Genomic DNA, 23,502 nt, shown 5'->3' on the forward strand with positions numbered 1-23,502 from the left:
TAAAAGATTAAAAAAAGTAAGCGATATGATGGATAAAATGCTATAATAGGCTTGAATTTTACAAAAGATAGGGGATTCTTATGTCGGAACCATTATTTTTAGAAGCAAGCATGCACGATAAAATCTGGGGTGGAACAAAGTTAAGGGATGAATTTGGCTATGATATTCCAAGTGAAACAACAGGAGAATATTGGGCTATTTCAGCTCATCCTAACGGTGTCTCAAGAGTTAAGAATGGTCGCTTTAAAGGTTGTTTTTTAGATAAGCTGTATCAAGGTGAAAAAAGCTTATTTGGCAACCCTGATGATACTGTCTTTCCTTTACTAACTAAAATCTTAGATGCTAATGACTGGCTTAGTGTACAGGTTCATCCGGATGATGCTTATGCTCTTAAACATGAAGGTGAACTTGGTAAAACAGAATGTTGGTATATTATTTCTGCTGATGAAGGATCTGAAATTATCTATGGTCATAATGCTAAAACTAAAGAAGAACTTCGCCAAATGATTGAATCTGGAGATTGGGAACATCTTTTAACCCGAATTCCTGTTAAATCAGGGGATTTTTACTACGTTCCAAGTGGGACAATGCATGCTATAGGTAAAGGGATATTAATTTTAGAAACACAGCAATCTAGTGATACTACTTATCGTGTTTATGATTTTGATCGTCCAGATGCTTCAGGAAAATTACGTGATTTACACATTGAACAATCAATAGATGTTCTCACGATTGGTAAACCTGCCAATACTGTTCCTGCCAATATGAAGTTAAAACATCTATCTTCAACTTTATTAGTTTCAAATGATTTCTTTACAGTTTATAAATGGGAAATTTCTGGTGTTACCAACTTTAAACAATTTGCACCCTACCTTTTGGTTAGTGTCTTAGACGGAGCGGGTCACATTACAGTAGATAACAAAGTTTATACACTTAAAAAAGGTGACCACTTTATCTTGCCAAATGATGTTGTCAAATGGGATATTGATGGACAGTTAGAAATTATAGCAAGTCATGTTAAAAAATAATGAGAGTGGGGATACCACTCTTTTTAATCTCGATTAAAACGACCATTTATTGAAAGACAACATTATTTATGGTAAAATGTGGTGATAAGAGTATCGAAAGGAATTAGAATGGCAAATATTCTACGCACTGTTATTGAAAATGACAAGGGTGAATTAAAAAAATTAGATAAAATAGCTAAGAAAGTTGACTCTTACGCAGATCATATGGCTGCGTTATCAGATGAAGCTTTACAAGCAAAAACTCCAGAATTTAAAGAACGTTATCAAAATGGTGAAACTTTAGATCAATTGTTACCGGAAGCGTTTGCGGTAGTTCGTGAAGCTTCTAAACGTGTATTAGGTTTATACCCATACCACGTCCAAATTATGGGTGGTATCGTTCTTCACCATGGTGATATTCCAGAAATGCGTACTGGTGAGGGAAAAACTTTAACAGCGACAATGCCTGTTTATCTAAATGCTATCTCAGGATTAGGTGTTCATGTTATTACTGTTAATGAGTACTTATCAACACGTGATGCGACCGAAATGGGTGAGGTTTATAGTTGGCTTGGATTATCTGTAGGGATTAACTTAGCAGCTAAGTCACCATTTGAAAAACGCGAAGCTTACAATTGTGATATCACATACTCAACTAACGCAGAAGTCGGATTTGACTACCTTCGAGACAATATGGTTGTTCGCCAAGAAGATATGGTGCAACGCCCACTCAACTATGCTTTGGTTGATGAGGTTGACTCTGTATTAATCGATGAAGCTAGGACGCCATTGATTGTTTCAGGTCCTGTAAGCTCTGAGATGAACCAACTGTATACACGTGCGGACATGTTTGTAAAAACGCTTAATAGCGATGATTATATCATTGATGTTCCAACAAAAACAATTGGTTTATCAGATACAGGTATTGACAAGGCTGAAAACTATTTCCATCTAAATAACTTGTATGATCTCGAAAATGTTGCCTTAACTCACTACATTGATAACGCTCTTCGAGCTAACTATATTATGTTGTTAAATATTGATTATGTGGTTAGTGAAGAACAAGAGATTTTAATTGTGGACCAATTTACCGGTCGTACGATGGAAGGACGTCGTTTCTCAGATGGCTTACACCAAGCTATTGAAGCAAAAGAGTCAGTGCCAATCCAAGAAGAATCAAAAACGAGCGCTTCAATTACTTACCAAAATATGTTCCGTATGTACCATAAATTAGCAGGAATGACTGGTACTGGTAAGACTGAGGAAGAAGAGTTTCGTGAAATTTATAATATGCGCGTTATTCCTATCCCAACAAATCGTCCTGTTCAACGTATAGATCATTCAGATCTACTTTATCCAACTCTTGACTCTAAATTTAGAGCGGTGGTAGCAGATGTCAAAGAACGTTATGAACAAGGACAACCTGTACTGGTTGGTACAGTAGCTGTTGAAACGTCAGACTTAATTTCTAGAAAATTAGTTGCTGCTGGAGTACCACATGAAGTTTTGAATGCTAAAAATCACTTTAAAGAAGCTCAAATCATTATGAATGCTGGGCAACGTGGTGCTGTTACAATCGCAACCAACATGGCTGGTCGTGGTACTGATATCAAGCTTGGTGAAGGGGTTCGTGAACTTGGTGGTTTATGTGTTATTGGTACAGAGCGTCATGAAAGCCGTCGTATTGATAACCAGCTTCGTGGTCGTTCGGGTCGTCAAGGAGATCCAGGTGAATCACAATTCTATCTTTCGTTAGAAGATGATTTGATGCGTCGCTTTGGTACAGATCGTATTAAAGTGGTTCTTGAGCGAATGAATTTAGCTGAAGATGATACAGTTATTAAATCAAAAATGTTGACACGACAAGTTGAATCAGCTCAACGCCGCGTTGAAGGTAATAACTATGACACACGTAAACAAGTCTTGCAATACGATGATGTTATGCGTGAACAACGTGAGATTATTTATGCTAACCGTAGAGAAGTGATTACTGCTGAGCGTGATTTAGGACCAGAGCTCAAAGGGATGATTAAACGTACGATTAAAAGAGCAGTTGATGCACATAGCAGAAGCGATAAAAATACTGCAGCAGAAGCTATTGTTAATTTTGCAAGATCGGCGTTATTAGATGAAGAAGCTATCACAGTTTCAGAACTTCGTGGTCTAAAAGAGGCTGAAATTAAAGAACTTCTTTATGAACGTGCCTTAGCTGTTTATGAGCAACAAATTGCTAAATTAAAAGATCCAGAAGCTATTATCGAATTCCAAAAAGTCTTAATCTTGATGGTAGTGGATAATCAATGGACAGAGCATATTGATGCCTTAGATCAATTACGTAACTCCGTTGGACTTCGTGGTTATGCTCAAAATAACCCAATCGTTGAGTATCAATCAGAAGGTTTCCGTATGTTCCAAGATATGATTGGTTCGATTGAGTTTGATGTGACACGTACATTGATGAAAGCTCAAATTCATGAACAAGAGCGTGAACGTGCTTCTCAACATGCTACGACAACAGCAGAGCAAAATATCTCGGCACAACATGTACCTATGAATAATGAATCACCAGAATACCAAGGGATTAAACGTAATGATAAATGTCCTTGTGGCTCTGGCATGAAGTTTAAAAATTGTCATGGTCTGAGATGTTTACAATAACAATGATTTTAAAATAAAAATAAAACAGTCTGAGAAGACTGTTTTATCATTACTTGTCTAATAGTATGACGACTATATTGTATAGCAGAGCTTATTAATAGACTTAGGTTGTATTAGGAAAAAACATGGGATTTCATCAGTTAAGTGATAAAATTAATATTGAAATATTGAAGCAGAAAACTAGCTTAGATCTAGAAGTTAGCCAAAAAAAATTAGCCAAAGAAGAAGAGTTAAAAAATATCATAAAAGGTGAGGATCAGCGGTTTCTAGTAATAGTAGGTCCTTGTTCTGCGGATAATCCAAAGGCGGTGCTAACTTATGCAAAGCGTTTAGCTAAATTGGAAGCTGCCTTTAAAGATAAAATGTTTTTGGTTATGAGAGTTTATACCGCTAAGCCAAGAACGAATGGTGATGGTTATAAAGGCTTAGTTCACCATTCTGACAAACTAGGAGTTTTTTTTCAAGCACGTAAGATGCACTATGACATCATTCGAGAGACTGGACTCCTGACAGCTGATGAATTACTTTATCCAGAGATGTTATCAGTGATGGATGATTTAGTTTCTTACTATGCTATTGGTGCGCGTTCAGTGGAAGATCAGGGACACCGTTTTATATCTTCAGGTATAGATGCACCAGTAGGTATGAAAAATCCAACGTCTGGTAATTTAAGAGTCATGCTTAATGCGGTCTATGCAGCACAAAATCAACAGGAATTATTCTATCAAAATAAGCAAGTTAGAACAGATGGTAATTTGCTGTCACATGTTATTTTGAGAGGATATCATAATGCCGACTATCGAAGTATCCCTAATTATCATTATGAAAACCTTTTAGAAACTATTACTCATTATGAAGAGACTGATTTGCAAAATCCCTTTATTGTTGTTGATACAAATCATGACAATTCAGGTAAGCAATTTTTAGAACAAATTCGCATTGTGAAATCAGTACTTGCAGACCGACAGTGGCATACTAAAATTAGAAACTATGTTCGTGGTTTTTTGATAGAATCTTATTTAGAAGATGGAAGACAAGATAAACCAGATGTTTTTGGTAAGTCTATCACAGATCCATGTCTAGGTTGGGATAAAACAGAAATGCTAATTAGGGATATTTACAATAGTTTGTAAGTATCGAACTTATAGGAGTTACACATGATTGTTGGACACGGAATTGATTTACAAGAGATAGAGGCGATTACTAAAGCATATGAGCGTAATCAACGTTTTGCAGAACGCGTTTTGACCGAACAAGAATTGCTTCTTTTTAAAGGAATTTCCAATCCCAAGCGTCAGATGTCTTTTTTAACAGGGCGATGGGCAGCAAAAGAGGCTTATAGCAAAGCACTTGGAACAGGAATTGGGAAAGTTAATTTTCATGATATCGAAATTTTATCGGATGATAAAGGAGCGCCTTTGATTACAAAAGAACCGTTTAATGGAAAATCTTTTGTTTCAATATCTCATAGTGGTAATTATGCACAAGCTAGTGTTATTTTGGAGGAAGAAAAATGATTTCAAGTTATCATAGACCAACCAGAGCCTTGATAGATTTAGAGGCGATTGCAAATAACGTTAAATCTGTACAAGAGCACATTCCAAGTGATAAAAAAACATTTGCTGTAGTTAAGGCTAATGCTTATGGGCATGGTGCTGTTGAAGTTTCAAAATACATTGAGTCTATTGTAGATGGTTTTTGCGTATCCAATTTAGATGAGGCTATTGAGCTACGTCAAGCAGGAATTGTAAAAATGATATTGGTATTAGGTGTTGTTATGCCTGAGCAGGTTATACTAGCCAAAAATGAAAATATTACTCTAACAGTTGCTAGCTTGGAGTGGTTACGTTTATGTCAGACATCAGCAGTAGATTTATCTGGTCTAGAAGTACATATCAAAGTTGATAGTGGAATGGGACGTATAGGTGTTCGCCAGTTAGATGAAGGAAATAAGCTAATTTCTGAATTGGGGGAAAGTGGTGCCTCTGTCAAGGGGATTTTCACCCATTTTGCAACAGCTGATGAAGCCGATAACTGTAAATTCAATCAACAACTTACTTTTTTTAAAGACTTTATTTCAGGATTAGATAATTGTCCGGACCTTGTTCATGCTAGTAATTCTGCTACAAGCCTTTGGCATAGTGAGACAATTTTTAATGCCGTTAGATTGGGTGTTGTTATGTACGGCTTAAATCCAAGTGGAACTGATTTAGACTTACCTTACCCTATAAACCCTGCTTTAAGTTTAGAGTCTGAGCTAGTACATGTTAAACAACTACACGATGGTTCTCAAGTTGGCTATGGCGCAACCTATCAAGTTACTGGAGACGAATTTGTTGGAACAGTACCGATTGGCTACGCTGATGGATGGACACGAGATATGCAAGGATTTTCAGTTATAGTAAATGGAGAACTTTGTGAAATTATTGGGCGTGTCTCGATGGATCAAATGACTATCCGTTTACCTCAAAAATATACTATCGGAACTAAAGTAACCTTGATTGGTCAACAAGGTAGTTGTAACATTACAACTACGGACGTCGCTCAAAAAAGACAGACGATTAATTATGAAGTACTTTGTCTTTTAAGCGATCGTATTCCGAGATATTATTAAAAACAAATGACACAGTAGTTAACTGTTTTAAAAAATTTAAAAATATGTTAAACTAATCAGTGACAATTTTTATAGAAGGAAATCATTAGTATATGTCAAAACAAAAAGTAATGGCAACTTTGTTGTTATCCACTTTAGTCTTATCGCTATCATCACCTTTAGTGACCTTAGCAGAAACTATTAATCCAGAAACAAGCCTGACAATGGCAACAGCATCAACAGAAAGTTCTTCTGAAGCAGAGAAACAGGAAAAAACACAACCTACAGATTCAGAAACTGCTTCACCTTCAGCCGAAGGAAGTATCTCAACAGAAAAAACAGAGATTGGTACGACAGAGACATCATCAAGCAATGAATCATCATCAAGTTCATCACATCAATCTTCTTCCAACGAAGATGCTAAAACATCTGATTCTGCTTCAACAGCATCTACTCCTAGCACTAATACTACAAACAGTAGTCAAGCAGACAGTAAGCCAGGTCAATCAACAAAGACTGAATTAAAACCTGAGCCTACCTTACCATTAGTAGAGCCTAAAATAACTCCCGCTCCGTCTCAGATAGAAAGTGTTCAGACAAATCAGAATGCTTCTGTTCCTGCTTTATCCTTTGATGATAATTTATTATCAACACCGATTTCACCAGTGACAGCAACGCCATTCTACGTAGAACACTGGTCTGGTCAGGATGCCTACTCTCACTATTTATTGTCACATCGTTACGGTATCAAAGCTGAACAATTAGATGGGTACTTAAAATCTTTAGGGATTCAATATGATTCTAATCGTATCAATGGTGCTAAGTTATTACAATGGGAAAAAGATAGTGGTTTAGATGTCCGTGCTATTGTAGCTATTGCTGTCCTTGAAAGTTCATTGGGAACTCAAGGAGTGGCTAAGATGCCAGGTGCTAATATGTTTGGTTATGGTGCCTTTGATCATGACTCTAGCCATGCTAGTGCTTATAATGATGAAGAAGCAATTATGTTGTTGACAAAAAATACAATTATTAAAAACAACAACTCTAGCTTTGAAATCCAAGATTTGAAAGCACAGAAATTATCTTCTGGACAACTTAATACAGTTACTGAGGGTGGTGTTTATTATACAGATAACTCTGGAACTGGTAAACGTCGTGCCCAGATTATGGAAGATTTAGACCGCTGGATTGATCAACATGGAGGGACACCAGAAATTCCTGCTGCCTTGAAAGCTTTATCGACAGCAAGTTTAGCAGATTTACCAAGTGGTTTTAGCTTATCAACAGCAGTTAACACAGCTAGCTATATTGCATCAACTTATCCATGGGGTGAATGTACATGGTATGTCTTTAACCGCGCTAAAGAGTTAGGTTATACATTTGATCCATTTATGGGTAATGGTGGAGATTGGCAACATAAGGCTGGTTTTGAAACAACACATTCACCAAAAGTAGGCTATGCTGTATCATTTTCACCAGGACAAGCTGGTGCTGATGGCACTTACGGTCACGTAGCTATTGTTGAAGAAGTTAAAAAAGATGGTTCAGTTCTTATTTCAGAATCTAATGCAATGGGACGTGGTATTGTCTCTTACCGTACTTTTAGTTCAGCACAAGCTGCACAATTAACTTATGTTATTGGCCATAAATAATTAGACATAATAAAGGCGCTCTTGAGGCGCCTTTTTGGTGATCTTTTAGTATAATAAAAGATATTAGAAGGAGAATCTTATGCTATTACAATCACCAATTTCTAATCTTAAGGGATTTGGACCAAAATCAGCAGAAAAATTTCAGAAATTAGATATTTATACAGTAGAAGATTTACTTCTTTATTATCCGTTTCGCTATGAAGATTTTAAATCAAAATCTGTTTTTGATTTAGTGGATGGTGAAAAAGCAGTCATTACAGGCCTAGTCGTTACTCCAGCTAATGTACAATATTATGGTTTTAAACGTAACCGTTTAAGTTTTAAGTTGCGTCAAGGGGAAGCTGTCTTAAATGTTAGTTTTTTTAATCAACCCTATTTAGCTGATAAAATAGAACTTGGTCAAGAGGTAGCTGTCTTTGGTAAATGGGATGCAACTAAATCAGCTATTACTGGGATGAAGGTTTTAGCTCAAGTTGAAGATGACATGCAACCTGTTTATCGCGTAGCTCAGGGAATTTCACAGTCTACTTTGATTAAAGCTATTAAGTCAGCTTTTGAAATCAGTGCGCATTTGGAATTGAAGGAAAATTTACCAGCTACTTTATTGGAAAAATACCGATTGATGGGTCGTAGTCAGGCTTGTTTAGCTATGCATTTCCCAAAAGATATCACAGAGTATAAGCAAGCGCTCCGTCGGATTAAATTTGAAGAATTATTTTACTTTCAAATGAACCTTCAAGTTTTGAAATCCGAAAATAAATCTGAAACAAATGGTTTGCCTATTCTTTATAGTAAACATGCTATGGAGACAAAAATTTCCTCTTTACCTTTTATTCTAACGAATGCTCAAAAGCGCTCTTTAGATGAAATATTATCTGATATGTCATCGGGAGCTCATATGAATCGTTTATTGCAAGGAGATGTAGGATCAGGAAAGACAGTCATTGCTGGTCTATCAATGTATGCAGCTTATACAGCAGGTTTTCAATCGGCTTTGATGGTTCCAACGGAAATCCTAGCTGAACAACACTACATTAGTCTGCAAGAGTTATTTCCAGATTTATCAATCGCTATATTAACTTCGGGTATGAAAGCAGCTGTTAAGCGTACGGTTTTAGCAGCTATTGCAAATGGCTCGGTTGATATGATTGTAGGAACTCATGCTCTTATCCAGGACTCGGTACAGTACCATAAACTGGGGCTTGTAATTACAGACGAGCAACATCGTTTTGGTGTTAAACAGCGTAGAATTTTCCGTGAAAAGGGAGAAAATCCTGATGTTTTAATGATGACAGCCACCCCAATTCCCCGAACTCTAGCAATCACAGCTTTTGGAGAAATGGATGTTTCTATTATTGATGAATTACCTGCCGGTCGTAAACCTATTATTACACGCTGGGTGAAACACGAGCAGCTAGGTACTGTGTTGGAATGGGTAAAAGGTGAATTGCAAAAAGATGCTCAAGTGTATGTCATTTCACCGTTGATTGAAGAGTCAGAAGCTTTAGATTTAAAGAATGCAGTAGCATTGCATGCTGAATTATCTACTTATTTTGAAGGAATTGCTAAGGTTGCTCTTGTACATGGACGTATGAAAAATGATGAAAAAGATGCTATAATGCAAGATTTCAAGGATAAAAAAAGTCATATTTTAGTATCTACAACAGTTATTGAAGTAGGGGTAAATGTCCCAAATGCAACGATCATGATTATTATGGATGCCGATCGTTTTGGATTAAGCCAGCTACATCAACTTCGTGGGCGTGTTGGTCGTGGATATAAACAATCATACGCTGTTTTAGTGGCTAATCCCAAAACTGATTCTGGGAAAAAACGAATGACAATCATGACAGAAACGACAGATGGTTTCGTTTTAGCTGAGTCGGATTTAAAAATGCGTGGTTCTGGTGAAATCTTTGGTACTCGTCAGTCTGGAATTCCAGAATTTCAAGTAGCTGATATCGTTGAGGATTATCCTATTTTAGAAGAAGCCAGACGTGTTGCTAGTGATATTGTCAAAGATAATAATTGGAAAGAAAATACAGAATGGGCACTTATTCTAGATAATTTACGCCAACATTCAGATTTTGATTAAGTTTCTATTAAGGCTGTGCTAAGCTCAGTTTAAGCTTGCTGTCATATGATATTCCTATCACAGATGTGGAGGTATGTTATGACAATAATGATTACTGTAATTTATAATAGTACTTTTCAGAATAGATTTTTCTTACCGACTTATTTAGTCAATAATGAGTATCAGAAAAAAAGTTGAGTTAAATTTACTCAGCTTTTTGCATTTGTAATAGTAAGCCTTTTCATAGAAATTTTGTTATAATGAATTGATTAATCTTTCTGTTAATACAAACAGATTAGAATGGGGTGCATATGTTACAAAACATTGGACAAACAGGCATTCAAGCAACTCGAATTGCTTTAGGTTGTATGAGAATGAGTGACTTGGAAGGAAAACAAGCTGAAGAAGTAGTTGGAACAGCATTAGATTTGGGTATTAATTTTTTTGATCATGCTGATATTTATGGGGGAGGGCTATCTGAATTACGCTTTCGAGATGCAATCAAACATTTAAATGTCAATCGTGACAAAATGATTATTCAATCTAAATGTGGGATACGAGAAGGTTACTTTGATTTTTCTAAAGAGTATATTTTATCATCAGTAGATGGTATTTTAGAAAGATTAGGGACAGAATATTTAGATTTTCTCATTCTTCATCGTCCAGATGTATTAGTTGAGCCTGAAGAAGTAGCTGAAGCATTTACTAAACTAAGGGCAGAAGGTAAAGTAAAACACTTTGGTGTTAGCAATCAAAACCGGTTTCAAATGGAATTGTTACAATCCTACCTTGACGAGCCCTTAGCAGTGAATCAACTTCAATTATCGCCAGCACATACACCAATGTTTGATGCAGGGTTAAATGTTAACATGTTAAATAAAGCTTCAATTGAACATGATGATGGCATTGTTGATTATTGTCGTCTCAAAAGAGTTACCATTCAAGCTTGGTCTCCATTTCAAATTGATTTATCTCGTGGTTTATTTGTTAATCATCCGGATTATAAGGAATTAAATGAAACCATAGCTAAACTGGCAAAAAACTACAATGTTAGCAGCGAAGCTATTGTGATTGCATGGATTTTACGTCATCCTGCCCAAATACAGGCGATTGTTGGTTCAATGAATCCATCTCGTTTAAAGGCAATTGATAAGGCTAATGATATCGCTTTAACCCGTGAAGAATGGTATGATATTTACCGTAGTGCAGGTAATATATTGCCTTAAACTAAGGGAGAGAGTATAAATTACATACTCTCTTTTTAATTGAGTCAGTTTTTGGTAAAATGAACTGAAATAAATTGTTAAGAAAGAAGGTTATACAATGAATTCATTAAATGGGGAAACTTTACTAACTGGTCTAATTGCCAATCCTGCACGCCACTCTCTATCCCCGTTAATGTGGAATACCTCTTTTCAAGAAAAAAACATGAATTATGCCTATCTGACATTTGAAGTAGAAGAGGGTAAATTAACAGAAGCTGTTCGAGGTGTCAGGGCATTGGGTATTCGTGGTGTTAATGTTTCAATGCCATTTAAACAGAGTGTTATCCCTTTGCTAGATGATTTATCTCCTCAAGCTAAATTAGTGGGTGCTGTAAATACTATCGTTAATCAAGGTGGAACCGGACGTTTAGTAGGCCATATGACAGATGGCATTGGTTGTTTTAAAGCTTTAGCAGCTCAAGGTTTCAGTGCTAAAAATAAAATAGTTACAATAGCTGGTATTGGTGGTTCAGGTAAAGCAGTTGCAGTTCAAGCAGCTATGGAGGGAGTTGCGGAAATTAGATTATTTAATCGTAATAGCTCAAATTACGATAAGGTCATTGACTTATCAGATAAAATTAAAAAACAGTTTCAAATAAAGGTAGTCGTTGATTATCTAGAAAATAAGACAGCATTTAAAGACGCTATTAGAACTAGTCATTTTTATATTGATGCTACTAGTTTAGGAATGAGGCCATTAGATAATTATAGTTTAATTAACGATCCAGAAATTTTAACACCCAATTTAGTAGTTGTCGACTTGGTTTACAAGCCTAAAGAAACAGCATTGTTACGATTTGTTAGACAAAATGGAGTGAAACATGCTTATAATGGTCTAGGGATGCTGATTTATCAAGGAGCAGAAGCATTTCAATTAATAACGAATCAAGAAATGCCTATTAGCAGTGTTGAGAGAGTATTACAAACTGAAAATTAATAAAAAACTCTAGAAATATTTCTAGAGTTTTTTATCAACCTTCAATATAGTCTTTTAGATTTTGCCCTGTGAGACCTGCATTGAGTGCAATGAGTAATTTGAGTCTGGCTTTGGGAGCGTTTAGTTCTTTAACAAACATGACACCAGATTCTTGTAATCTTGCTCCGCCACCTTCATATCCGTAAACTGGCTCAGCAATACCATTAAAACAGCGAGACACTAGAACAACAGGGACACCTTGCTCAATTAATTCTTCGATTTCTTGTGCAGCTTTTGGGGGCATATTCCCTGCACCGAGTGCTTCAATAACTAATCCGCTAATATTTTGAGAATTTAAAAAGCTAATGATACCACTATCACCCATGCCAGCATATGCTTTCACGATAGGAACAGTTCCTGTAATTTTATCTAAATCAAAACGAACTCTCTCTTCAGTTGCTTTAAAGAAAAGCAGGTCTTGTTTCATAATAATCCCAAGGGGCCCATGTGTAGGGGTTTGGAAGGTCGAAACGTTTGTTGTATGTGTTTTTGTGACATATTTAGCAGCATGTATCTCATCATTCATGACAACTAGCACCCCCTTGTCGGCAGCTTTAGTACTATTAGCGACACGGAGGGCTGATAGGTAATTATAAACGCCATCGCTACCAAGTTCATTTGTGCTTCTCATAGCACCAGTAATGATGATTGGGATTTTAGGGAGTATCATTGTGTCTAAAAAATATGCTGTTTCTTCTAAAGTGTCAGTCCCATGCGTAATGACAACACCATCAAAATTACTGGCATGTTGTTTCAGATAGTGATAGATATCAAGCATATGATGAGGGGTGATTTGAGGACTGGGAAGATTTAGAAAATCTACAACAGTCAAATCAAGGTCATCTAATGATAAATCAACGTATTTCATTGGGTTATCGGCGCTGGACATGACCTGTCCCTTCTCGTTAGCATTCATGGAAATCGTTCCACCTGTATGTAGAACAAGGATTTTTTTCATTGATTTTATACTTCTTTCAAGTTGTGATATAATTTATTTTATCATAAAAAAGAGGGGATGTTGACCCAGTGGCAATTAAGGCAGTATTTTTTGATATTGATGGTACACTTCTTAATGATCGTAAGAATGTACAAAAGTCAACAATTAAAGCAATTCGAAATTTGAAAGACCAAGGAATACTAGTCGGTTTAGCAACGGGGCGAGGTCCTAGTTTTGTACAACCTTTTTTAGAAAACCTTGGTTTAGATTTTGCTGTAACCTATAATGGTCAATATATCTATAGTAGAAGTGAAATTATTTATACCAATCAATTATCTAAGACAACTGTCTATCGTCTGATTCGATATGCTGGAGCAAGAAGAAGAGAAATTTCATTAGGAACAGCCTCGGGATTACTCGGTTCAGGTATTATTGGTCTAGGAACTAGCCGTTTGGGGCAGATTGTATCTAGCCTTGTTCCGAGAAAATGGGCAAAAGCGATTGAACGAAGCTTTAAGCATTTTATTCGTCGGATTAAACCTCAAAATATTGATAGCCTCATGATTATCTTACGAGAACCTATTTATCAGGTCGTTTTAGTTGCAACAGAGGGCGAATCAGAGCGAATTCAAAAACAATTTCCTCGTGTTAAATTAACAAGAAGCAGTCCTTACTCAATGGATGTCATTTCTGAAGAGCAGTCAAAAGTTAAGGGAATTGAACGTGTTGGTCAACGCTATGGTTTTGATTTATCCGAAGTGATAGCATTTGGAGATTCTGATAATGATATTGAGATGTTATCTCAAGTTGGCATTGGTGTTGCCATGGGGAACGCCAGTCAGCAAGTGAAAGAAAATGCACGTTATACAACTGCTGACAATAATGATGATGGTATCTCTAAGGCATTAGCCCATTATGGACTTATTCAATTTGAGATTGAAAAAACATTCAGTAGTCGTGACGAGAATTTCAATAAAGTAAAATCCTTCCATCTATTAATGGATGGTGAAACTATTGAAACGCCACGCTTATATGACAGTAAGGAAGCTGGTTTCAGGTCAGACTTTAAAGTAGAAGAAATCGTTGAGTTCTTGTATGCTGCTAGTCAAGGTAACCAAAAAGTATTTGACCAATCTATCCGTAATTTACACTTAGCTATTGATAAAGCAAGAGATAAGGTTATTTCTAAAGACCATCCAGAAACACCATTAGTGGGAGAAGTGGATGCCTTAACAGATTTACTTTATCTGACTTATGGCTCCTTTGTTCTTATGGGAGTCGACCCAAAACCTCTTTTTGATACAGTACATGAGGCCAATATGGGTAAAATCTTTCCAGATGGCAAAGCTCATTTTGATCCTGTTACTCATAAAATTTTAAAACCAGACGACTGGGAAGAACATTTCGCTCCTGAGCCATCAATTCGACGTGAATTAGATAGCCAAATTCAGAAATCCTTAAATCGAAAATAAAAATATCCTGAGTTAATATAACTCAGGATATTTTAGAAAGTGAGCGTATTTAAATTTACATTGTTTTATTAGGATCACGTACAATGAGTAAATCTACTTTAGCGTGACGAAGGATGTATTCTGAGGAAGATCCGATAAGGAAACGCTCAAAGGTATTAAGACCTGTTGCACCAACCATAATCAAGTCTACTTTTTCTTTTTCTGGAATATCATGTGCAAGTAATGTTTTGGGATTACCAAATTCAATAACTTGTCTAACTTTATCTGCTCCTTTTTCACGAGCTTGTTTTTCATATTCCTCAAGGACATCTTTTGCTTCTTTTTCTAATTTTTCATAGATATAAGTATCAAATGTCGCAAAGCTTTGTAAAGCACGTGTATCTATAACATGTGTCAAGATTAATTCAGAATCATTGCGAAGAGCAACGTTAACTGCCTTTTCAAAAGCAAGTTCAGATTCTGTTGATCCATCAATAGCGACAAGGATGCGTTCATATTTTTGTGACATAAGCCTGTCCTCCTCTAAATATAACCAAAAAGAGATAACCTCTTGTACTCAACTAGCCATCTTATCAGAAGGAGTGAGTGATGAGTAAGTTAGATATGTTGGTTATTCATTTTATAGCTATATTATAACGTTTTTTCTAGAAAAATGAAAGCGTTTTATGTTAGTTTTCTGAAATAGCTTAATATTAACTTAATCGCTTGATAAACCGCAGTAAATGTTTCAATTTTGAGAATATTTGTTTTATAATGGAAGATACGAGGTATTTTTATGAAGATATTTGATAAATCAATGAAGCTGGAACATGTGGCTTATGATATTAGAGGCCCTGTTTTAGAAGAGGCGGACCGCATGAGGGCAAATGGTGAAAAGATATTGCGGTTAAACACTGGAAATCCAGCTGCCTTTGGCTTCGAAGCGCCAGATGAAGTCATTCGTGATTTAATTACGAATGCGCGTGAATCAGAAGGTTACTCTGATTCGAAAGGTATTTTTTCAGCTCGTAAGGCTGTTATGCAGTATTACCAGTTACAAAACATCCATGTTGACATGGATGATATATACATTGTTAATGGTGTTAGTGAGGGAATCTCTATGTCAATGCAAGCTTTGCTTGATAATGATGACGAGGTTCTAGTTCCAATGCCAGATTACCCGTTATGGACAGCTTGTGTTAGCCTTGCTGGTGGAAATGCTGTGCATTATATTTGTGATGAGGAAGCTAATTGGTATCCTGATATTGATGATATCAAATCAAAAATCACATCCAAAACAAAAGCAATTGTCCTCATTAATCCAAATAATCCAACTGGAGCAGTCTATCCGCGTGAAATTTTGCAAGAGATTGTGGATATTGCTAGACAAAATGACTTGATTATTTTTTCAGACGAGGTTTATGACCGTTTAGTTATGGATGGAATGGAGCATATCCCAATTGCTTCTATTGCAGAGGATATTTTTACAGTTACTTTATCTGGCTTATCTAAATCACATCGCATCTGTGGTTTCCGCGTTGGTTGGATGGTATTGTCTGGTCCGCGACAACATGTTAAAGGTTATATTGAAGGTTTGAATATGTTAGCTAACATGAGGCTGTGTTCAAATGTTCTTGCTCAACAGGTTATTCAAACATCGTTAGGCGGACAGCAATCTATTGATAGTATGTTGTTGCCAGGAGGTCGTATCTACGAGCAACGTAATTATATCCATAAAGCAATTAATGAAATACCTGGTTTATCTGCTGTAAAACCAAATGCTGGACTGTATCTTTTCCCTAAAATTGATACAGATATGTACCGTATTGATAATGATGAAGAGTTTGTGCTTAATTTCTTAAAACAAGAAAAAGTATTACTAACACACGGTAGAGGATTTAATATGAATACCGCTGACCATTTTAGAATTGTTTACTTACCACGTGTTGATGAATTGACTGAACTACAAGAAAAAATGGCTCGCTTTTTAAGCCAATACAAGCGCTAGAATGAATTTTTATTAGATAAACATTAAATTAATAATAGAAGTTCTTAAAATGTACTGATATCGATTTGCAAAAGCTAAAATGCTTTGATATAATTGTAACGCAAAACATACAAAGGATGAAGGAAATGCCGAATTTATTAGAAAAAACTAGAAAAATTACATCCATCTTACAGCGTTCCGTAGATAGCTTAGATGCCGAATTACCATATAATACAATGGCGGCTCAACTAGCTGATATTATTGACTGTAACGCATGTATTATTAATGGTGGTGGTAACTTACTTGGCTATGCCATGAAATATAAAACAAACACTGACCGTGTGGAAGAATTTTTTGAAACAAAACAATTCCCAGATTACTATGTTAAATCTGCTAGTCGTGTTTATGATACAGAAGCTAACTTATCAGTAGATAATGATTTGTCAATTTTCCCAGTTGAGACAAAGGAAAACTTCCAAGATGGTATTACAACAATCGCTCCAATTTATGGTGGTGGAATGCGCTTGGGAACATTTATTATCTGGCGTAATGATAAAGAATTTAGCGACGATGATTTGATTTTAGTTGAAATTGCAAGCACCGTTGTTGGTATTCAATTACTTAACCTTCAAACAGAAAATCTAGAAGAAAATATTCGTAAACAAACAGCGGTGACAATGGCTATCAACACTCTATCTTATTCAGAAATGAAAGCTGTAGCTGCTATCTTAGGAGAATTAGATGGACTTGAAGGACGCCTAACGGCATCTGTTATTGCAGACCGTATTGGAATTACACGTTCCGTTATTGTAAATGCTCTTCGTAAATTGGAGTCTGCGGGAATCATTGAGAGCCGCTCACTCGGTATGAAGGGAACATACCTCAAAGTTATTAACGAAGGTATTTTTGACAAATTAAAAGAATATAATTAATCATAGCATGGGACTGGGAGTAGCTTTCAGTTCCTTTTTTGAAATCAAGAGGAGATAAGAAGAAAAATGACAAAAGCACTCATCTCAATAGACTACACATATGATTTTGTGGCAGATGATGGGAAATTAACGGCAGGTAAACCAGCGCAATCTATCGCTTCAGCTATAGCTGACGTTACAGAGAAAGCATACCGGTCAGGGGATTATATTTTTTTTGCGATTGATAATCATGATATTGGAGATGTTTTTCATCCAGAGACCAATCTTTTTCCTGAGCATAATATTAAAGGGACTTCTGGTAGAAACCTATATGGTCCTTTGGGAACTCTATATGAAACTATTAAGGAAGATAGTCGTGTTTTTTGGATAGATAAGCGCCATTATTCTGCCTTTTCTGGCACTGATTTAGATATTCGCCTACGTGAAAGACGAATAGATACTTTGATATTGACAGGAGTATTGACAGATATTTGTGTATTACACACAGCAATTGATGCTTATAACTTAGGTTATAAAATTGAGGTCCCAGCAGCAGCTGTAGCTAGCTTAAATGATAGTAATCATCAATGGGCTTTAAATCATTTTAAAACTGTTCTTGGTGCAACTATTCTTTAGTTGAATTATAAAAGAGGTTAGATTTTTATCTAACCTCTTTTATAGTTTAGTCGTAATCATAAAAGCCGTGTCCAGCAGCTTTACCGGTACGTCCTTTATCAATGAATTCTTCTTTAAGCATTTTTGCAAGGTGAGCATGAAGACTATTAGGATCGCTGTTGGTATCTGAATAATTCTTCATGATATTATAAGCGGTATCGATGCCAATAATATCTAAAATTTCTAAAGGTCCCATCGGTGCTCCTGTTCCTAACTTCCAGGTTTTATCAATAGTTTCAGAATCAGAAACCTTATTATAGTACAATGCTAATGCACTCTCTAAGAATGGAACTAGTATTGAATTAAGAATATAGCCAGGTTGTTCTTTATGAATATGTAAAGGTACCATACCAATATCTTTTGAGAATGCCAAAGCTTCTTTGACAACCTCGTCGTCAGTTCCCTTATGTCCCATAATTTCAACAATATTATTTTGCCAAATATTGTTAGCGAAATGCATTGCTAAAAATTTATCAGGCCGTCCTGTTATATCAGCAAACTGACTTGGAACAAGTGTTGAAGAATTTGTTGCAAAGATTGTCTTTGAAGGTGCCACTTTAGCTAATTGTTTGTAAAAATCTTCTTTTATACTAACTGTTTCTGGGACAGCTTCGATTACTAAATCGGCGTCACTTACAGCTTGGTCTAAGTTTTTTGAAAAAGTAATTTGGTTTGGTAAATCAGCAATCAAGTCTAATGAATCGGCAACTTTTGAAAGAAAAATATGGTCTAAGCTAGGCAATAAGTTTTTATTATACTTGATACTTTTAGCTTTATCACTATATGCTTCTTTTGCTGTTTCAATTTCTGATTGATAGACTTTAGCTAATTTTTTGATACGTTCTTTTCCCTTATTTAAAGCTTCATCGTTAATGTCATAGATGGTGACAGACATTCCTTTGTAAGCTGCTTGAAAGGCGATTTGACTACCTAGAACGCCACTTCCTGCAACAGTGAGATTTTTAATTGTCATATTACAACCTCCGATACTTATATTCGAAAACGTTTTCGAAGAAAGTTTAACAAAAGATATGTCTAAAAGCAAATATATAGTATGATTATTTTTAAAATAGTATCTTTTTTTACTTGATTTCAGTAAAAAAAGATATATAATATAACATATAAAATAAATAGTATACAATATATAAAGAAGGTGATCTTATTCAATTAAATCAAAGGCAAGAAAGAATTATTGATATTATCAAACAGTTTCAGCCCATTACTGGTGAGCTAATAGCTGAGAAATTAGGAGTAACAAGAGCAGCACTAAGGTCTGATTTGGCGGTTTTAAGTATGCTAGGTATCATAGATGCAAAACCTAAGGTTGGTTATTTTTATTTAGGACAGTATCATGCTTCAATAGGGACAAGTCATTTTGAAAAGATGACAGTTTCAGAAATTATGGGGATCCCTCTGACAGTTCATCAAAAAGATTCAGTTTATGATGTTATTGTACATATTTTTATGGAAGATGCTGGTTGTGCTTTTATCTTGGATGATGATGATTTTCTCTGTGGAGTCGTGTCACGTAAAGATTTATTAAAGACCAGTATTGGCGGAGGAGATCTTTCTAAAATGCCAATAGGAATGGTGATGACACGTATGCCACACGTGACAACTGTTTTAGAAAATGAAAGTCTTTTTGCGGCAGCTGATAAATTAGTGAGCAGAAAAGTGGATAGTCTCCCTGTCGTTCGTCATGATAAGCAATATCCCGAAAAATTTAAAGTGATCGGGAAATTATCTAAAACAATCCTCGCTAGTTTGTTTTTAGAAATAAGAGATTATTAGGAGGAAACTGATGGAAGATCAACTCACTATATTTATTATTTCAGATTCTTTAGGGGAAACAGCCAAAGCTATTGCAAAAGCGTGTTTGTCACAATTTCCAGGACATGATGATTGGCATTTTCAATGTTTTTCCTATATTAACAGTCAGGAACGCTTAGAACAAGTTTTTGAAGAGGCTAGCCAGAAGACAGTATTTATGATGTTTAGTTTAGTTGATGTTGCTTTGGCTTCCTATGCACAGAAACGATGTGAAAGTGAACATTATGCTTATGTTGACTTATTAACAAATGTTATTCAAGGAATATCAAGGATATCGGGTATAGATCCTTTGGGAGAACCAGGGATTTTACGACGCTTAGACAATGATTATTTCAAAAGAGTAGAATCAATAGAATTTGCAGTAAAATATGATGATGGGAGAGATCCGCGAGGTATTTTACAAGCAGATTTAGTTATTATAGGAATTTCAAGAACTTCTAAAACGCCATTAAGTATGTTTTTAGCAGATAAAAATATTAAAGTTATTAATATTCCTTTGGTTCCAGAGGTTCCTGTTCCTAAAGAATTACGTATGATTGATTCTAGGAGAATTATCGGACTAACTAATTCGGTTGATCATCTTAATCAAGTCCGAAAAGTTCGATTAAAGTCCTTAGGTCTTTCTAGTACGGCAAATTATGCCAGTTTAGAACGGATTTTGGAGGAGACGAGGTATGCTGAAGAAGTTATGAAAAATTTAGGTTGCCCAATCATTAATGTATCTGATAAAGCAATCGAAGAAACAGCAACGATTATTTTAGAAATCTTAAAAACAAATGGACAAGTAGCTAAAAATCTGTAAAAGGAGACGCTGATGGAAACTAAGTTTGTGTATCATTTTGATGAAGGTTGTAAGGAAATGAAGGAACTGCTAGGTGGTAAGGGAGCTAATCTAGCTGAAATGACGAGTATTGGGTTACCGGTACCACAAGGTTTTACTATTACAACACAGGCTTGTAATGATTATTATGATAACGCTTGCCATATCCGAGAGAGTATTCTTAGTCAAATTGATCAAGCAATGGCACAATTGGAGGTTGAACAGAACAAGCAATTAGGAAGTGTTGATGATCCTTTGTTGGTGTCAGTTCGGTCAGGAGCAGTTTTTTCGATGCCTGGTATGATGGATACAGTTTTAAATTTAGGGTTAAATGATCGTAGTGTCCAAGGTTTAGTGAAAAAGACAGAAGACGAGCGTTTTGCTTATGACAGTTATCGTCGTTTTATCCAAATGTTTGCAGATGTGGTTACAGGCATTCCAAAATATAAATTTGATACCATTTTAGATCGACTTAAGACAGATAAATGTTATCAAGATGACACAGAACTAACTGGTTCAGATTTACAGAGACTTGTTGAATTTTACAAAGAACTATATCAAAAAGAAGCAGGAGAAAAATTTCCGCAAGATCCTAAAAGGCAGCTTTTGTTAGCAATTGAGGCAGTTTTTAAATCATGGAATAATCCAAGAGCTAAGATTTATCGTAAATTAAATGATATTTCGGAGACGCTTGGAACAGCCGTTAATATTCAAGCTATGGTTTTTGGGAATATGGGAAATAACAGCGGAACGGGAGTTGCTTTTACACGAAACCCATCAACTGGAGCAGCAAATTTATTTGGTGAGTATTTGATTAATGCACAAGGAGAAGATGTTGTTGCAGGTATCAGAACACCACAATCCATATCAAAGTTGGCAGAACAAATGCCTATTATTTACCAAGAGTTTGTAAGCGTTACCCAAAAGTTAGAAGCTCATTATCGCGATATGCAAGATATGGAGTTTACAATTGAAAATGGTAATCTTTATATGCTTCAGACGAGAAGCGGTAAGCGTACAGCGAAGGCAGCTATCAAAATAGCAGTAGATCAAGTAAATGAAGGCCTAATTAGTAAAGAAGAAGCTATACTACGTATCGAGCCTAAACAATTAGATCAGTTATTACACCCTTCTTTTGACTTGGAAAGTTTAAAGAAAGCTATTCTTTTGACGACAGGACTTCCAGCCTCTCCTGGAGCTGCTTATGGGAAAGTTTATTTCCATGCAGAAGATGTTGTTCAAGAGATGAAAAAGGGAAATCCAGTGCTATTGGTCAGACAAGAGACATCACCTGAAGATATCGAGGGGATGGTTAGTGCAAACGGGATTATAACAGCAAGAGGCGGAATGACCTCCCATGCGGCAGTAGTAGCCAGAGGAATGGGGAAACCATGCGTTGCAGGCTGTAGTCAATTATTGGTTGATGAAGTAAGACGAGAAATTTCTATTGGGCATCAAACGATAAAAGAAGGTGAGATGTTATCAATCGATGGTGCTACAGGAAATGTTTATATAGGACAAGTTCCGATGGCAGAGACTAGCGTAGATTGTGATTTTGAGATATTTATGAAATGGGTAGATGAAAATCGAGATATGATGGTGTGTTCAAATGCAGATAATCCGAGAGATGCTCAAAAGGCCTTGGACTTTGGAGCAGAAGGAATAGGTCTTTGTCGCACGGAACATATGTTTTTTGACGATGAACGTATTCCAGTCGTTAGAGAAATGATTTTAGCAGATGATGTATTGAGTCGAAGGAAGGCTCTAGAAAGGCTTTTATCTTTCCAAAGAGACGATTTTTATCAAATTTTTAAGGTATTGAAAGGTAAAACTTGTACGATTCGTTTGCTTGACCCTCCTTTACATGAATTCTTACCCCATGATAAAGAGTCTATCGAATCTATGGCAAGACAAATGGGGATATCTACTTTAGCTATTGAAAAACGGATTCAAACATTAGAAGAATTCAACCCTATGTTAGGTCATCGTGGTTGTAGACTTGCGATTACCTATCCGGAAATTTACCAAATGCAGATGAGAGCTCTTGTACAAGGCGCTATACTTGCAATGAAAGAGGGATATGAGGCAAAGCCAGAAATTATGATTCCTTTAGTGTCAGCGCATGAAGAAATCTCTATAATACGTGATCTGATTGAAGAGACAATTATTGAGGAGAGTAAATCTAAAAAAATTAACTTATCATTTCCTATTGGGACAATGATTGAAACACCAAGAGCTTGTATGATAGCGGATGATATTGCAAAGTTTGCGGATTTCTTTAGTTTTGGGACCAATGATTTAACACAAATGAGCTTTGGATTTTCACGAGATGATGCTGGAAAATTCTTAGGAGAATACGTTGATAAAGGACTTCTAAAAAAAGACCCTTTCCAAGCTTTAGATCAAAAAGGAATAGGAAGGTTTATTGAGCAGGCAGTGAGGTTAGGAAAAGAAGTTAAGCCAAACCTTAAAATAGGTATCTGTGGAGAGCATGGTGGAGAACCATCATCTATTGAGTTCTGTTACCAACAGGGGTTACATTATGTATCGTGTTCGCCGTTTAGAATTCCTATTGCTAAATTAGCGGCTGCACAGGCTAAAATCAAACAAAGTAGAAATGATATAACAATAGATAAATAAACAGTAAACGCTTCTTATCATAGGTA

The 23,502-nt window shown here is 36.0% G+C and carries 19 protein-coding genes; 16 read left to right on the top strand and 3 right to left on the bottom strand.

Going from position 1 to position 23,502, the window contains the following annotated elements; all coding sequences use genetic code 11:
* Positions 1 to 80 precede the first annotated feature (80 nt).
* The 9 genes from manA (at position 81) to aroE (ending at position 12,186) form a co-directional block, all read left to right on the top strand.
* Positions 81 to 1,028 (top strand): mannose-6-phosphate isomerase, class I, encoded by a 948-nt coding sequence (gene manA / locus HMPREF2818_RS05415; protein WP_001294263.1) that lies wholly within the window; start codon positions 81 to 83, stop codon positions 1,026 to 1,028.
* 108 nt (positions 1,029 to 1,136) lie between these two features.
* On the top strand, positions 1,137 to 3,665 hold the full coding sequence (secA, locus tag HMPREF2818_RS05420; protein ID WP_001284141.1) for a preprotein translocase subunit SecA: 2,529 nt from the start codon (positions 1,137 to 1,139) through the stop codon (positions 3,663 to 3,665).
* A 125-nt stretch (positions 3,666 to 3,790) separates the two neighbouring features.
* The gene (locus HMPREF2818_RS05425) at positions 3,791 to 4,798 is read left to right on the top strand and encodes a 3-deoxy-7-phosphoheptulonate synthase (protein ID WP_000505725.1); all 1,008 of its coding nucleotides are present in this window, start codon (positions 3,791 to 3,793) and stop codon (positions 4,796 to 4,798) included.
* 24 nt (positions 4,799 to 4,822) lie between these two features.
* Entirely contained in the window at positions 4,823 to 5,182 is a 360-nt protein-coding gene (gene acpS, locus HMPREF2818_RS05430) for a holo-ACP synthase (protein ID WP_000635015.1), read from the top strand.
* Complete coding sequence (alr, locus tag HMPREF2818_RS05435) at positions 5,179 to 6,279, top strand: alanine racemase (protein WP_000625941.1); 1,101 nt, start codon at positions 5,179 to 5,181, stop codon at positions 6,277 to 6,279. The genes acpS and alr overlap by 4 nt, the downstream gene beginning before the upstream one ends.
* 92 nt (positions 6,280 to 6,371) lie before the next feature.
* A complete protein-coding gene (locus HMPREF2818_RS05440) occupies positions 6,372 to 7,910 on the top strand; it encodes a CHAP domain-containing protein (protein WP_000043255.1) in 1,539 nt (512 codons plus the stop codon).
* A gap of 79 nt (positions 7,911 to 7,989) precedes the next feature.
* A complete protein-coding gene (gene recG / locus HMPREF2818_RS05445) occupies positions 7,990 to 10,005 on the top strand; it encodes an ATP-dependent DNA helicase RecG (protein WP_000926633.1) in 2,016 nt (671 codons plus the stop codon).
* 290 nt (positions 10,006 to 10,295) lie between these two features.
* Complete coding sequence (locus HMPREF2818_RS05450; RefSeq protein ID WP_000939995.1) at positions 10,296 to 11,210, top strand: aldo/keto reductase; 915 nt, start codon at positions 10,296 to 10,298, stop codon at positions 11,208 to 11,210.
* Positions 11,211 to 11,307: 97 nt separating this feature from the next.
* Positions 11,308 to 12,186, top strand: coding sequence for a shikimate dehydrogenase (gene aroE / locus HMPREF2818_RS05455; protein WP_001086866.1), 879 nt, complete (start codon positions 11,308 to 11,310; stop codon positions 12,184 to 12,186).
* 34 nt (positions 12,187 to 12,220) lie between these two features.
* On the opposite strand, the gene HMPREF2818_RS05460 is transcribed toward aroE, so the two are convergent.
* Complete coding sequence (locus HMPREF2818_RS05460; RefSeq protein WP_000723060.1) at positions 12,221 to 13,183, bottom strand: asparaginase; 963 nt, start codon at positions 13,181 to 13,183, stop codon at positions 12,221 to 12,223.
* 68 nt (positions 13,184 to 13,251) lie between these two features.
* Between HMPREF2818_RS05460 and HMPREF2818_RS05465 the strand changes: the two genes are divergently transcribed.
* Entirely contained in the window at positions 13,252 to 14,634 is a 1,383-nt protein-coding gene (locus tag HMPREF2818_RS05465; protein ID WP_000974891.1) for an HAD-IIB family hydrolase, read from the top strand.
* Positions 14,635 to 14,689: 55 nt separating this feature from the next.
* On the opposite strand, the gene HMPREF2818_RS05470 is transcribed toward HMPREF2818_RS05465, so the two are convergent.
* The gene (locus HMPREF2818_RS05470; protein ID WP_000080032.1) at positions 14,690 to 15,142 is read right to left on the bottom strand and encodes a universal stress protein; all 453 of its coding nucleotides are present in this window, start codon (positions 15,140 to 15,142) and stop codon (positions 14,690 to 14,692) included.
* Between the two features lie 267 nt (positions 15,143 to 15,409).
* Between HMPREF2818_RS05470 and HMPREF2818_RS05475 the strand changes: the two genes are divergently transcribed.
* From HMPREF2818_RS05475 to HMPREF2818_RS05485, 3 genes are all read left to right on the top strand, one after another.
* The gene (locus HMPREF2818_RS05475; RefSeq protein WP_000688108.1) at positions 15,410 to 16,621 is read left to right on the top strand and encodes a pyridoxal phosphate-dependent aminotransferase; all 1,212 of its coding nucleotides are present in this window, start codon (positions 15,410 to 15,412) and stop codon (positions 16,619 to 16,621) included.
* 125 nt (positions 16,622 to 16,746) lie between these two features.
* Positions 16,747 to 17,532, top strand: a complete 786-nt coding sequence (gene codY, locus HMPREF2818_RS05480; RefSeq protein WP_001133183.1) for a GTP-sensing pleiotropic transcriptional regulator CodY — start codon at positions 16,747 to 16,749, stop codon at positions 17,530 to 17,532.
* Positions 17,533 to 17,598: 66 nt separating this feature from the next.
* Positions 17,599 to 18,147, top strand: a complete 549-nt coding sequence (locus HMPREF2818_RS05485) for a cysteine hydrolase family protein (RefSeq protein ID WP_000158743.1) — start codon at positions 17,599 to 17,601, stop codon at positions 18,145 to 18,147.
* Positions 18,148 to 18,193: 46 nt separating this feature from the next.
* Here HMPREF2818_RS05485 and HMPREF2818_RS05490 read toward each other — a convergent pair whose 3' ends face one another.
* A complete protein-coding gene (locus HMPREF2818_RS05490) occupies positions 18,194 to 19,174 on the bottom strand; it encodes a 3-hydroxyacyl-CoA dehydrogenase (RefSeq protein WP_256948415.1) in 981 nt (326 codons plus the stop codon).
* 173 nt (positions 19,175 to 19,347) lie between these two features.
* Between HMPREF2818_RS05490 and HMPREF2818_RS05495 the strand changes: the two genes are divergently transcribed.
* From HMPREF2818_RS05495 to ppdK, 3 genes are read left to right on the top strand one after another with little or no spacing between them, the layout of a single operon-like run.
* On the top strand, positions 19,348 to 19,977 hold the full coding sequence (locus HMPREF2818_RS05495; RefSeq protein ID WP_011074751.1) for a transcriptional regulator CcpN: 630 nt from the start codon (positions 19,348 to 19,350) through the stop codon (positions 19,975 to 19,977).
* Between the two features lie 10 nt (positions 19,978 to 19,987).
* Positions 19,988 to 20,818, top strand: a complete 831-nt coding sequence (locus HMPREF2818_RS05500) for a pyruvate, water dikinase regulatory protein (protein ID WP_000390090.1) — start codon at positions 19,988 to 19,990, stop codon at positions 20,816 to 20,818.
* 12 nt (positions 20,819 to 20,830) lie between these two features.
* On the top strand, positions 20,831 to 23,476 hold the full coding sequence (gene ppdK, locus HMPREF2818_RS05505) for a pyruvate, phosphate dikinase (RefSeq protein WP_000448257.1): 2,646 nt from the start codon (positions 20,831 to 20,833) through the stop codon (positions 23,474 to 23,476).
* Positions 23,477 to 23,502: the final 26 nt, after the last annotated feature.

Origin of the sequence: Streptococcus sp. HMSC076H09 (assembly GCF_001811765.1) — a bacterium.
GTDB lineage: Bacteria > Bacillota > Bacilli > Lactobacillales > Streptococcaceae > Streptococcus > Streptococcus agalactiae.